Source organism: Streptomyces sp. GMY02, from assembly GCF_019056675.1.
Classification (GTDB): Bacteria; Actinomycetota; Actinomycetes; order Streptomycetales; family Streptomycetaceae; genus Streptomyces; species Streptomyces odonnellii.
The window spans coordinates 5,611,217-5,624,268 of the sequence record NZ_CP077658.1 but is presented as its reverse complement, the minus strand read 5'-3'; the positions used below and the strand labels follow the sequence as shown (position 1 = coordinate 5,624,268).

Sequence of the window (13,052 nt, the reverse complement as noted above, 5' to 3'; positions counted from 1 at the left end):
GCGCGGTGACAACAAGTACGCGGCCTCCGGGCCGGACAAGGAGAGGGGGAAGCGCCGACATGCCGACCTGCCCGAACGGACACCAGTCGGGTTCCGAGGACTGGTGCGAGGTCTGCGGCCATCGCATGGCCGGACCGGGCGCCGCCTCCGGCGCCGTACCGCCGCCGCCTCCCCCGCCGCCGCCCGCGCCCGGTTACGGTTTTCCGCGCCCGGGCCCGGAGGCCACCGCGCAGGCCGAGCTGTGCCCCCAGTGCCGCACCCCGCGCGAGCCGATGGCTCCGTACTGCGAGGAGTGCCGCTGGAACTTCCTCACCAATACGGCGACGTCCTACACGCCGCTGGCTCCGCAGCACTCGACGGGCCCGACGGGTCCGGGCGGCTCCGGTGGGCCGGGCGGCCCGGCAGGCCCCGGCGGGCGCGGTCCCGGCGGTCCGCTCGGTCCGGTGCCCGGGCTGAATCTGCCGCCGGGCTTCCAGGCCCAGCAGGGTCCGCCCAGGCCGCCGGACCCGTACGACTACCAGAGTTCGCGTCCCTCCCAGCTCAACCGGCCCGCGGAGCCGCTGGCGCCCGAGCCGCCCGCCCCGCCGTCGTCACAGGGCCCGCCGCCCCCGCCGCCGTATCAGCAGCAGGGTCCGCCGCCGCCCCCGGTCTTCCAGCAGCAGTCCTCGGCGCCCCCGGCCCCGCCGCGCCCGCAGCAGACCGGCGACGACGACTGGATGCTGCCGCCGCCCTCGCACGCCCAGGGCCCTCAGGCCCAGGCACCGCTCGGCCGGAGTCCCGTGGGCCCGCCCGGCCAGGACAGGTCCCAGCAGCCGGGATCCCAGCGCCCCGATCCTGCCCGGCCGTACCAGCCGGGGCCGCCGGCCGGCTGGACCGCGGTCATCGGACCCGACCGCGAGTACTTCAGGGCGATGATGCAGCGCAGCGGCCCCGAGGCCACCGGGCTGAACCTCCCGGCGTACTCCCCCGAGCAGCAGCTCGCGCTCTCCGGCAACCAGATCACCATCGGCCGCCGCCGGCACTCCACCGGCGAGTCCCCCGACATCGATCTGTCGGTCCCGCCGGAGGATCCGGGCGTCTCGCACCAGCACGCGGTCCTGGTCCACCAGCCGGACGGCACCTGGTCCGTGGTCGATCAGAACTCCACCAACGGCACCACGCTCAATGGCGCCGAGGACCCGATACAGCCCTATGTCCCCGTCCCGCTCAAGGACGGCGACCGGGTCCATGTGGGCGCGTGGACGACGATCACGATCCGCCGCGGCTGAGCGGCTGAGGCATGAGCGCCTGAGCGGCTGAGTCGGCTCAGCCGTCGAGTGGCTGAGCGCGGCTGAGCGGCTGAGCGGTCGACCATCCGGCCGGTGCCGCTCAGCGCTCGCCGGGCTGCCGGGGCTCGGGGGACTACCGGAGCTTGCGGGCTGCCGGGGCTCGCGGGCTCACGCGCGGGTGATACGGCTCGGGCTCAGGGGCCAGGCGTACGGCCCCGCCGGGTCGTCCAGCCACGCCCACTGCCGGCCGTCGGCGATCGTGACCCCGAACCGCTCGCGCCCGGGGCGGCGCTCGCGCTCCCAGAGCGAGAGCGCCTCGTGCGGATCGAGGCTGCCCGCGGTGAGCGCGAGCAGAAAGCGGAAGAGGTCGTTCTCGACGGCGCGCCGGGGCAGTCCGCCGAGCGGCCGGTGCATCAGCGCGGTGCCCGGTGTGCCCCGCAGCGGTACGAAGTAGGCAGCGGTGTGCAGGAAGTGCCCCTCGGCGCAGGTGCCGCGCTCGTCCTCCCGGCCCGTTCCGCCGCCGGTCGTACCGTCCCCGGTCGTACCGCCGCTCATTGCGCCGCTTGTTCCACCGGCCGTACCGCCGTGCCCGCCGACGCGCAGCGCGATCACCCCGGTGGCGAGCGGCGCCAGGATCCGGGCCCCGGGACGGCACTGCTCCAGCCAGGCCGTCGGCACCGACGGCAGGGTGCAGGTCGCGATGATCCGGTCGTACGGAGCGCGCTCGGGGCAGCCGCGCGCGCCGTCGCCGGTGACGACGGCGGGCCGGTAGCCGGCCGCCGCGAGATGCGCCCGGGCGGACTCGGTGATCTCCGGGTCCAGATCCATGGTGGTGACCAGCTTGTCGCCGAGCCGGTGGCAGAGCAGCGCAGCGTTGTAGCCGGTGCCCGCGCCGATCTCCAGGACACGGTCCCCGTCCCGTACGTCCAGCTCCGCCAGCATGCGGGCCATGAGGGAGGGCTGACTGCTCGACGAGATCTGCTCGCCGTCGCGCACCCGGGTCGCCAGCGGCCCGTCCACATAGGCTCCGTGCAGCCAGCGCCGCCGCCGTACCGGATCGCGGTCCCCGCCCCACAGCCGGTCGTAGCCGCCGGGCCGGCCCACGAAGTAGTACGGCACGAACAGATGGCGCGGCACGTCCTCGAACGCCGCCCGCCAGGCGGGGTCGTCCAGCGCTCCGGTCAGCGCGATCTCCGCGACCAGCCCGGCGCGTGCCTCTGCCGCCTCGGGGTCGTCGGGACCGTACGCGTCGTCACGGTGTGCGCCCATCCTTCCACTGTCCTGGGTGAGCGCCCAGGAAGCGAGTGGGCCCGGCAGGTGGAGGTGGTTCATTCCGGGGGCGGTTCACGCGCGCGGGTGGTTCCCGCCCCGTACGGTTCCGGTTCCTGCCCGTGCGTTTTCGGAGGGGTCGGTTCCGTATCAGGGGCCGGTCCTAGGGCGAAGGTCCTCGGCCGGTCGGTCTGAGACGATGGACGGGTGAACGAGATTCCGCACGGCACGCTTCAGGAGCAGACCTTCTACGAGCAGGTCGGCGGCGAGGAGACCTTCCGACGCCTGGTCCGCCGCTTCTATCAGGGAGTCGCGGAGGATCCGCTGCTGCGCCCGATGTATCCGGAGGAGGATCTCGGCCCCGCAGAGGAGCGCCTCACGCTCTTCCTCATGCAGTACTGGGGCGGTCCCCGGACCTACAGCGACAACCGCGGCCATCCCCGGCTGCGGATGCGCCACGCCCCGTTCACCGTCGACAGCGCCGCGCACGACGCCTGGCTGAAGCACATGCGGGTGGCGGTCGACGAGCTGGGGCTGTCCGAGGAGCACGAGCGGCAGCTCTGGAAGTATCTGACCTACGCCGCCGCCACGATGGTGAACGCGGAAGGCTGACGCCGGGGGACGGTTCGATACGAGCCGGGACCCGGTACGGGCGAGCGATTCCGTACGACGCGCGATTCCGCACGAGCGAGGACCCCGTACGAGCCGGGATCCCGAGCAAACCAAGGCTCAGTACGGACCGCGATCCCGCACGAAGCGGGATCAGGCCGGGAGGCGGGATCAGGCCGGGGTGACCGTCAGGCCGCCGAGTCCCGCGCGCCGTACCGCTATCGAGCCGTACGGCGTACGGAGCCGGAGCCAGCTCCCCGACTCCAGCAGCGCCAACGGCCGCTCGGGGACCGCGGGCTTCGACTGCTGCGTCTGCTTCTCGGACACCGGAGGAACCGCCGTGGCCGACGCCGCCGCCGGGGCGGACACCATCGCCCGTACCGGCCGCAGGAATCCCAGCGACTGCGCGGCGTGCACCGCCCGCAGCGGCAGCCGGGTGTCGCCGAGGGTACGGGACCAGATCTCCCGGCCGATCCGGTCGCGCGCGGCCCGGGTCCGGTCGCCGGGCGTCAACCCCTCGTCCCGGGAACGGAATTCGGCGACCGCCGCCGACAGCGCGCCCCGGATCGCCTCCTCGCCCGGCAGCCCCGCCACCCGCTGCCAGCCGCCGCGCGGCGGCAGCACCCCGGCCCAGGGCGGCCCGGTGACGGCGGCGGGCACCATCGCGCTGCCGGCCTGTTCGTCGATGGCTTCGAGCAGTTCACCGGCGGAGACGGTGATGTCCAACTCGTACGGCCCGGCGAGTCTGGCCGTACGGATCGCCAGCACCTCGAAGGACGCGGGCCGGCCGAACACCGCGAGCGCGCCGCCCCCGGCCTGGAGCCGGACGGCGGCGGCACGGTCGTAGTGGATCAGCCGGGCGAGGAAGGCGGCGAGATCGGCCGCCTCCCTCGCGTCGGCGAACTCCAGTTTCCGCACAGTCATGGGTACAGGCACCGTCATGCCGCGAGGGCGTCCTTGCTGTCGTCGTCGTTGCCAGTGTTGTCCGGGTTGTCGGTGTTGTCCGGGCCATCGGGCTTACCGGCCGTACCGGTGTGGTCGTCGTCCAGATACTTCAGCAGGAACGACCGCTCCTCCTCGGTGATCCGGCGCGGCCGCCCGGCCGCGAGGTCGTACGGCACGACGACCGTCGAGGCCCGTACGTACACCTCGTCCGCGTACTCGTCGTCCTTGATCTCGTACGCGATCGTCAGCGACGCGGCGTTTATCTTCGTCACCCAGGACTCCACGGTCACCGGCGTGTGCCGGTGGACCAGCGGGCGTTTGTAGTCGATCTCGTGGCGGGCCACGACGGACCCGCCGGAGAACGACGGGGAGCCGTCCCCGGGCGCCAGCCGGAACATGAAGTCGATCCTGGCCTCCTCCAGATAGCGGAGGAAGACCACATTGTTGACGTGCCCGAAGGCATCCATGTCCGACCAGCGCAGGGGACAGCGGTAGAGGTGCCGGGCCATCCTCAGCCCCGGGTGAGCTTCTTGTAGGTGGCGCGGTGCGGACGGGCCGCGTCGGCGCCGAGCCGCTCGATCTTGTTCTTCTCGTACGACTCGAAGTTGCCCTCGAACCAGAACCACTTGGAGTCGCCCTCGTACGCCAGGATGTGCGTGGCGACGCGGTCCAGGAACCAGCGGTCGTGGGAGACGACCACAGCCGCGCCCGGGAACTCCAGCAGCGCGTTCTCCAGGGACGACAGGGTCTCGACGTCCAGGTCGTTGGTCGGCTCGTCGAGGAGCAGCAGATTGCCGCCCTGCTTGAGGGTCAGCGCCAGGTTGAGCCGGTTGCGCTCACCGCCGGAGAGCACCCCGGCCGGCTTCTGCTGGTCCGGGCCCTTGAATCCGAAGGCGGAGACATAGGCGCGCGAGGGCATCTCGACCTGGCCGACATTGATGTAGTCCAGCTCGTCCGAGACGACGGCCCACAGCGACTTCTTCGGGTCGATGTTGGCGCGGCCCTGGTCGACATAGCTGATCTTGACCGTGTCACCGATCTTGATCGTGCCGGAGTCGGGCTCCTCGATGCCCTGGATCATCTTGAACAGCGTGGTCTTGCCCGCGCCGTTCGGACCGATCACGCCGACGATGCCGTTGCGCGGGAGCGAGAACGAGAGGTCGTCGATCAGGACCTTCTCGCCGAACGACTTGGACAGATGCTCCACCTCGACGACCACGCCGCCGAGCCGCGGGCCCGGCGGGATCTGGATCTCCTCGAAGTCCAGCTTCCGCATCTTGTCGGCCTCGGCGGCCATCTCCTCGTAACGGGCCAGCCTGGCCTTGGACTTGGCCTGGCGCCCCTTCGCGTTGGAGCGGACCCACTCCAGCTCTTCCTTGAGCCGCTTGGCGCGCTTGGCGTCCTTCTGGCCCTCGACCTTGAGCCGGGTCTGCTTGGTCTCCAGGTAGGTGGAGTAGTTGCCCTCGTAGCCGATGGCGCGGCCGCGGTCCAGCTCAAGGATCCAGCCGGCGACATTGTCGAGGAAGTACCGGTCGTGGGTGACGGCGACGACGGTGCCGGGGTACTTGGCGAGGTGCTGCTCCAGCCACTGGACCGACTCGGCGTCCAGGTGGTTGGTGGGCTCGTCGAGGAGCAGCAGGTCGGGGGCTTCGAGCAGCAGCTTGCAGAGCGCGACCCGGCGGCGCTCACCACCGGAGAGATTGGTGACGGGCCAGTCGCCGGGCGGGCAGCCCAGCGCGTCCATGGCCTGTTCGAGCTGGGTGTCCAGGTCCCACGCGTTGGCGTGGTCGAGGTCCTCCTGGAGCTTGCCCATCTCCTCCATCAGCGCGTCGGAGTAGTCGGTGGCCATCTGCTCGGCCACCTCGTTGAAGCGCTGGAGCTTGCCCATGACCTCGGCCGCGCCGTCCTGGACGTTCTGCAGGACGGTCTTGGACTCGTCCAGCGGCGGCTCCTGGAGGAGCATGCCGACGGTGTAGCCCGGGGACAGGAACGCGTCGCCGTTCGACGGCTGCTCCAGGCCCGCCATGATCTTCAGCACGGTGGACTTGCCGGCGCCGTTCGGACCCACCACACCGATCTTCGCTCCCGGCAGGAAGCTCAGCGTCACGTCATCGAGGATGACCTTGTCGCCGTGCGCCTTACGCGTCTTGCGCATCGTGTAGATGTACTCAGCCAAGAGAAACCGTCCGGCAGTCGAGAAGGGCCAATGTGCGGCTCCGCCGCGTGAGGGCAGATACACCAATCTTGCCTGACGTCCACCCCCCGATGGAAACCAGCACCACGGCGGCACGGGCACAGCGGCACGGGGGCATCAGTACGGGCGTATCGGTACGGCCGGTGCCGTGCGGCCCGTGTCGTACGACCGGTGCCGCACGCCCGGTGCGGTACGGAGACGGCCCCCAGCGCGCTGTCGCATGCCGGGGGCCAGTGGTGGCGCCGTGTTACTCAGCGCCGGGGTGCGCTCACTCTCGGGGCATCAAGCACTCGTGAGTCACCTCATGGGGAGCCGGTCACTCCTCCGGGGCCGAGGCGTTCTTCTTGCGGAGGAAGAAGACGGCCGCGCCGCCGAGGACCACCAGGGCGATCGCGATGCCCGCGATGATCGGGGTCGCGCTGGACGAGCCCGTCTCGGCCAGCCCGCCCGTGCTGCCCGAGCTGACCGCGGTGACCCCGCCGGCCGAGGCAGCGCTGGGCTGCGAGGAGGGCTGCTCGGTCACCGGACCGGGCGTGCCGGTGGTCGCGCAGTCCAGGACACCGGTGAAGTTCTGTGTGAACCCGGCGGGGCCGGTGATCGTTATGTCGTACGCCTCGTCCTCGCCGACCGGCACGGTCACGGTCTCCGTGGTCCCCGGCGCGACGGTGTGCTCGACGCCCTTCAGTTCGAAGGTGAACGGCTCGTCGCCAGTGTTGGTGGTGGTGATGTCCACGCCGCCCTCGGCGCAGTTCTTCTCCGCCGTGACCGCGGGGATCGCGCCCTGCTTGGCCCAGGTCGCGGTGGCGGCCGCGGTGACCGTGGAGTCGCTGGAACCGGCCAGGATCTGCGTCTGGCTCTTGGTCACCCCGGCGAAGGCCCGGCCGACCGGCACCGAGGTGGTGGCCTGGACCCCGAGCGAGGCCGTGCCGTCGGAGGCGTCGGACGGCACGTCGAAGTACAGCTCCGTGCCATTGGCGGCGGTGCTGACCGGAGCACCGTCCTTGTCGGTGATCCTGACCCCGGTGACCGACGCGTCGGCGGGCGGCGTCACCGTGACGCTGTCCGCGTCGGTGCGGACGGTGACGGGACCGAGCCGCTCACCGGCCCTGCCGGAGACCGCGCCGGGCTCCAGGGTGAGCGAGGCCTTGGGCTCCGCGCTGTCCTGGGCGCTGTTCTCCAGCCAGTCGGCGAGCTTCTCGGCCTGCGGGTCGCTCGCGTCGACATCGGCGTCGTCCGAGTAGCGCCAGATCGCGACCTGGGTGCCGGCCGCGGCGGTCTTCTCGGTGAGCGGCCCGGTGCCCGCGGCCTCGGCCAGCGCCGGAAGGTCGTCCACCTGCGGGTAGGAGTGCTCCAGGATCCAGCGGATCTTCCCGGCGTTCTTGTTGGCGCCGAGCGAGGTCTGGTCCCAGGGCGTCTCCTGGTACTTCGCCTGTTCCTGGGTCGGGTTGTGGATGTCGATGCAGTACGTCTTGAGCTTGCCGCCGCCGTCGACGGTCATTTCGAACAGTCCGGCGGGAAGCTGCTGGTCCTTGCCGTTGATGTGGAGGACGGCACCGTCGTAGGTCTTCAGCCCGTCGAGGGTCGCGGCGGCGCCGCCCGGGTGCTGGGGAGTCCCGTCGGCGGCGGCCGTACCGGCACCGGCCAGCGAGCCCAGCGCGACCAGACCCGATACGAGAACCGCGGCGGCAAGACGGGCGGTGCCTCGCCTCCGTACGGATGACGCAGATATCGCAGAAAACACAGAATTCCCCTTCGGGCGAGGTTCTGTCGCGTGAGAACGCGTTGGGGGGATGCCTCGCCGGCAGACTCAAGTGCCCCGTGAGTACTCGCGAATCCTATGGAGGGAGGGAACCACGGATGCCCGCTCATACGCCCCGGCAACCGTTCCGAATCGGAATCGTTATCGACACTCCGAGGCAACCATGGAATACGCCTGGGTATATCGACAAATTTCCACAACTGCCGCTCAGGCAACGGGGATCGCGCGGGGAATCATGCCACCTCCCCGATCCGGCACCACGGCCCCCGCACCCCCGGCCGGACCCGCCGCCACGGGCTCCGCGACCGACTCGGGGAACGGCTCCCGGCCGTGCCGCTCCGGTCCGTGCCGCTCCCGCGGCCGTTCCCGTAACGGCCCCTCCTGCCCCTGTGTCGTTGCCTTATGACGCTCCGTCAGGGAGACAGCCGCCCTGGCCACACGTCTGAAAGCCGAGGTCCCGCGCGTCAGATCGTGTCCGACCGCCAACGCGTCGATGTCCGCCGAGACCCTGCGCTGCCCCTCCCGCTCGTCCTCGCGCACCCGCAGCCGGCCGTGCACCACGAGCGGCTCGCCGACGGAGACCGACGCGGCCAGATTCGCCCCCAGCGTCCGCCACGCCCACACCGTGTAGAAACTCGTCGGCCCGTCCGCCCAGGCGTTCTTGAGCCGGTCCCAGCGGCGCGCGGTCACCGCGAATCTGAAGCGCGCCACCCCGCCCGAGGCCGACTCGCGGAATTCCACGCCCGTCGCCACATTCCCCACCACCGTCACCACGGTGTCGTTCATAACGGCTCCTCCCGTCCCTGCCGCATTGGCTCATTGACTGATTCCATGCTGCACGGGACGGAAAGAACGCGCTGAAGCCTGTGTATTACCGGCCAGTTGTGGAAAACCCCGTCACCCGCCCCACCAGGAGGCGCCCGTCATCGTCCCGCCCTGGACACCGCCACGTACTGCTCCCGCACCTCCCGGTACCGCATCAGCTCCGCCGCGATCGGGTCGAGCACTCTCGCCCGTCCGCAACCCGCGGCCGCCTCCCGCAGTCTCCGTTCGGCGTCCTGCCCGTACCGCCGCGCGGGTGCGCGCGCCGCGGTACTGCACGCCCATTCCACCAGCGGCCCCCCGATGATCCCCGCGAGCATCACCAGCACGGGCGGGATCAGCCCCGGTGGCAGTACGCCGACGATCTGCCCCACCAGCCAGAGCCCGCCGAAGATCTGAAGCAGCGTCATAACGGCCTGTGCCATCACGGCGGCGGGCCACCAGGCGGGCCGCGGCGGCCGGCCGCCCGGGGCCGCCGCCTTCGCCGCCAGCTCGTCCAGCGCCTCCGACAGCCCGCGCGCGCCCCGTGCCGCCGCCTCGCGCACCGAGTTCGCCCATGGCGCGGGCAGCCCCGCGGACGCCTCCTCGGCGACCGTACGCACCGCCTGTTCGACCCGCTGCCGCGCCGTCAGCTCCTCCTCCACCACCACCGGGGGCCGCGGCGGCTTGTAGCCGGGCATCCGCCGGCTCTCGTACCACCGCCACAGCCGCAGCCACGGGGTCCCGCACGCGCGCCCGGCGTTCCTGAGCCACTCGCGCTCCGCCGCCTCGCCCGCTGCGACCGCGCCGACCGCCCACGCCAGCCGGTCCGCGAACTGTTCGCGTGAGCGCTCGCCGAGCCCGGGCCGCCCCTTCGCGACATACGCGGAGCGCAGCCGCAGGGCCGCCGCGTCCACATCGGCGGAGAGCCGCCGCGCCGGCGCGTTCCGCTCCTGGACGAATCGTCCCAGCAGCTCGCGCAGTTCGCCCACGCCCTGCCCACTGAGCGCGGAGAGCGCGAGGACGGTGGCGCCCGGCTCGCCGTGCTCGCCGAGGGCCATGCCGTCCTCGTCCAGCAGCCGGCGCAGATCATCCAGCACCAGGTCCGCGGACTCGCCGGGGAGCCGGTCGATCTGGTTGAGCACGACGAAGGTGATCTCGGCATGCCCGGCCAGCGGCCGCAGATAGCGCTCGTGCAGGGCCGCGTCCGCGTACTTCTCCGGATCGACGACCCAGATCACCGCGTCCACCAGCGCGAGCACCCGGTCCACCTGCTCGCGGTGGTGGACCATCGCCGAGTCGTGGTCCGGGAGATCCACGAGGACGAGGCCCTGCAACTGGTCGTCGCCGTCGCCGCCCGCCAGCGGTCTGCGCCGCAGCCGCCCCGGGATGGCCAGCCGGTCGAGCAGCCCGGCCGCGCCGTCCGACCACATACAGGCGATGGGGGCGGAGGTGGTGGGCCTGCGCAGCCCGGTCTCCGAGATCGGCACCCCGGCCAGCGCGTTGAACAGGGTCGATTTGCCGCTGCCCGTGGCTCCCGCGATCGCGACGACCGTGTGGTGCGCGGAGAGCCGCTGGCGGGCGGACGCCTCGTCCAGGACCCGCCCGGCCTCGGCGAGGAGCGAGCCGTCGAGCCGGGCCCTGGAGAGCCCGAGCAGTTCGCCGAGCGCGTCGAGACGCCTCCGCAGCGGACCCTCGTACATCCCGCCGATGGGCATGTGCGCGCCGCTCTCGCCGGGGGCGGCGTCACCGCCGCTCTGGACACCGGTCAGGCCCTGGACGCCGTGCGTCCCGTACGTGCCCTGCACTCCGCTGAGATCGCCCACGCCGTCCAGTTCGCTGTCGGCGCCCTTCTCAGCGACGCGACGGGCGATCAGTCCGTCGTCCCAGCCCCCGGATGCCTCGCCGGAAGCGCCGGAGACGCCTGGCTCGACCACGCCCCCAGCAACGGAACTATTATCAACATTCGCTTTATTCATATCGACCGCATTACTCACATAATCCGCCCTGGTATTTTTATCGGCCCCACTGGATCCATTGGCTTTATCGGCCTTGTCCGTAACAGAGGTCACATCAGCCACTTCGGTCTCATCTCTCCTTCTGGAGTACGGACAGCGCGGCAATAAGTTCGGCCTGCGGCTCCGGCGTCACGTCAAGGGCGTCGAGCGGCGCCAGCCGCCGGTCGCGCTCCCCGTGCAGCACGCGGTCGATGTACGTCGTCACCAGCGCCCCGCCCCGGTCGCGCAGCCGCAGCGCGCCCCTCGCCCCGATCCGCTCCGCGAGCCGCTCCCCCGCGGCCCGCGACCGGCGCCCCCGAGCAGGGCCGCCGCGAGCAGGGCCGCCACGGTCTCCGCGTCGGGCGCGGAGCCCCGTTCGATGCGCCGTACCTCCTCCTCGGCCAGCTCCTCCAGGACGCGGCGCCAGCGGCGTACGGCGATCCCGACCCGTTCCGCCCCCTCGCCGTCCGGGCTCGGTGCGGGCAGCGCCCCGGCCGCCGGCTCGCGCTGCCATGCCTCGGTGACCCGCTCCTCGGCCGCGGCGACGGCGCACTGCAGCAGCGCGCCCAGGCTCTCGGCCAGCGAGTCGAGCAGTTCCCGGGCCGAGCTGTCCCGGGGGTAGCCGCGCCAGCGCGTACGGGCGTCCCCGGCAAGCACCGCCCCGCGCTGAAGCTGTCTGCGCACCCGCTCGCCCTCGGCCGCGTACGCCTCCTCGACGGCCGCGGTGAGCCGCACGGAGGCGGCGTACTGTGCGGCCACCGCCCCGGCCAGCTCCGGCATCCGTACGTTCAGCGAATGGATCACCCCGGCCGCGGTCCGTACGAGCGCCTGCTGGCGGGCGGCCGGATCCTGCACCCGGTGCGCGAGCCAGCCCAGCAGCGGCGCGACGGCGGTGGCCGGCAGCAGCCCGCGCCCGGCGCCCGCCGACTCGGGCAGCTCGGGGACGGTGAACCGGGGTACGTCGCCGAGTCCCGCCCGCCTCAGCAGCGCCCCGTACTGCCGCGACACCTCGTTGATCACCTGGTGCGGGACCCGGTCGAGAACGGTGATCAGCGAGGCGTCGTACTCCTTGGCGGTACGGAGGAGATGCCAGGGGACGGCGTCCGCGTACCGGGAGGCGGTGGTGACCATGACCCAGACGTCCGCGGCGCAGATCAACTCGGCGGCGAGCAAACGATTGTCCACCACGAGCGAGTCGATGTCCGGAGCGTCCAGCAGCGCCAGCCCCCGGGGCAGGGAGGCGGCGGTCTCCACCCGGATCATGTTCTTCCCCAGGGTGTCCGCGCCGGGCCCCCCGTCCTCCTCCTGCTGCGGCAGCCAGACCCGGGTGAGATGTGGCAGCACCCGCATTCCGGCGAACCAGTGGTGGTCCTCGGGGTGGCACACAAGAACGGGGGTACGTGTGGTGGGCCGCAACACCCCCGCTTCACTGACCCGCCGCCCCACAAGGGAGTTGACGAGTGTGGACTTTCCCGCACCGGTGGATCCGCCGACGACCGCGAGGAGGGGCGCCTCGGGGTCCCGCAGCCTCGGCAGCAGATAGTCGTCGAGCTGCGCGAGCAGCTCGGCCCTGGTCTGCCGGGCACGCGGCGCGCCCGGGAGGGGCAGCGGCAGACGCACGGCAGCGACACAGTCGCGCAGTGCGGAAAGTGCGTCGATCAGCTCGGGCCGTACATCCAAGGTCACCACATGCGAAGAATGCCCAATTTTGGAGCCTTTTTGAAGCGTATAGGCATCTCTGCGCGCCGATCAAGCACAGGGGACAGACGGGACGAGTGGGGCGCAGGCATAACGAGTGCACAACACCCGGGGCGCGGGAGGCCAAAAGCGATGCGCAAATCGCACCTGCCTGCGATTATCGGTTCGCTTCACCGAACCTCCACATCGTGCCACGCACGTGAAGCAACCGGGTCAAGGCGATCGGAGCCCTATCCTTGTCCCGGCTAGGTCACGGAACCACCCACCCAGGGCTCCAGGCCACCGAGGCCACCGCCCGGCCCCCGTAGCTCAGTGGATAGAGCAGGTGCCTTCTAAGCACTTGGCCGCAGGTTCGAGTCCTGCCGGGGGCGCTTCTACGCGCGATGCACGGCCCTCCCCCACGGAGGGCTTGTCCACAGCCCTCGCAGCCGTCACGGCGCGTTCTTCAACGGGGCGGGACCGGGGTTGACAGCATCAGCCTAATCCGGGGTCGCGCGAACCGGAAACCGGGC

The 13,052-nt window shown here is 71.6% G+C and carries 9 protein-coding genes, 1 tRNA gene and 1 pseudogene; 3 read left to right on the top strand and 8 right to left on the bottom strand.

What is annotated here, in order from left to right:
- The first annotated feature begins 59 nt into the window (after positions 1-59).
- Entirely contained in the window at positions 60-1,268 is a 1,209-nt protein-coding gene (locus KQY30_RS23795) for an FHA domain-containing protein (RefSeq protein ID WP_217308570.1), read from the top strand.
- 168 nt (positions 1,269-1,436) lie between these two features.
- Here the strand turns inward: KQY30_RS23795 and KQY30_RS23790 are convergent, their stop codons facing one another.
- Complete coding sequence (locus KQY30_RS23790; RefSeq protein WP_217308569.1) at positions 1,437-2,537, bottom strand: methyltransferase domain-containing protein; 1,101 nt, start codon at positions 2,535-2,537, stop codon at positions 1,437-1,439.
- A gap of 207 nt (positions 2,538-2,744) precedes the next feature.
- Between KQY30_RS23790 and KQY30_RS23785 the strand changes: the two genes are divergently transcribed.
- Positions 2,745-3,149 (top strand): globin, encoded by a 405-nt coding sequence (locus tag KQY30_RS23785; protein ID WP_217308568.1) that lies wholly within the window; start codon positions 2,745-2,747, stop codon positions 3,147-3,149.
- A gap of 168 nt (positions 3,150-3,317) precedes the next feature.
- Here KQY30_RS23785 and KQY30_RS23780 read toward each other — a convergent pair whose 3' ends face one another.
- From KQY30_RS23780 to KQY30_RS23750, 7 genes and pseudogenes are all read right to left on the bottom strand, one after another.
- A complete protein-coding gene (locus KQY30_RS23780; RefSeq protein WP_217308567.1) occupies positions 3,318-4,070 on the bottom strand; it encodes a hypothetical protein in 753 nt (250 codons plus the stop codon).
- Positions 4,071-4,084: 14 nt separating this feature from the next.
- Positions 4,085-4,600 (bottom strand): thioesterase family protein, encoded by a 516-nt coding sequence (locus KQY30_RS23775; RefSeq protein WP_217308566.1) that lies wholly within the window; start codon positions 4,598-4,600, stop codon positions 4,085-4,087.
- Between the two features lie 2 nt (positions 4,601-4,602).
- The gene (ettA, locus tag KQY30_RS23770; RefSeq protein WP_217308565.1) at positions 4,603-6,267 is read right to left on the bottom strand and encodes an energy-dependent translational throttle protein EttA; all 1,665 of its coding nucleotides are present in this window, start codon (positions 6,265-6,267) and stop codon (positions 4,603-4,605) included.
- Between the two features lie 334 nt (positions 6,268-6,601).
- The gene (locus KQY30_RS23765; protein WP_254407297.1) at positions 6,602-8,026 is read right to left on the bottom strand and encodes a Cys-Gln thioester bond-forming surface protein; all 1,425 of its coding nucleotides are present in this window, start codon (positions 8,024-8,026) and stop codon (positions 6,602-6,604) included.
- 225 nt (positions 8,027-8,251) lie between these two features.
- The gene (locus KQY30_RS23760) at positions 8,252-8,830 is read right to left on the bottom strand and encodes a single-stranded DNA-binding protein (RefSeq protein ID WP_217308564.1); all 579 of its coding nucleotides are present in this window, start codon (positions 8,828-8,830) and stop codon (positions 8,252-8,254) included.
- Between the two features lie 137 nt (positions 8,831-8,967).
- A complete protein-coding gene (locus KQY30_RS23755) occupies positions 8,968-10,782 on the bottom strand; it encodes a YfjP family GTPase (RefSeq protein ID WP_254407296.1) in 1,815 nt (604 codons plus the stop codon).
- Positions 10,783-10,933: 151 nt separating this feature from the next.
- Positions 10,934-12,531, bottom strand: a pseudogene (locus KQY30_RS23750) (dynamin family protein).
- Positions 12,532-12,838: 307 nt separating this feature from the next.
- Between KQY30_RS23750 and KQY30_RS23745 the strand changes: the two are divergent.
- Positions 12,839-12,911: transfer RNA gene (locus tag KQY30_RS23745), tRNA-Arg, on the top strand.
- Positions 12,912-13,052: the final 141 nt, after the last annotated feature.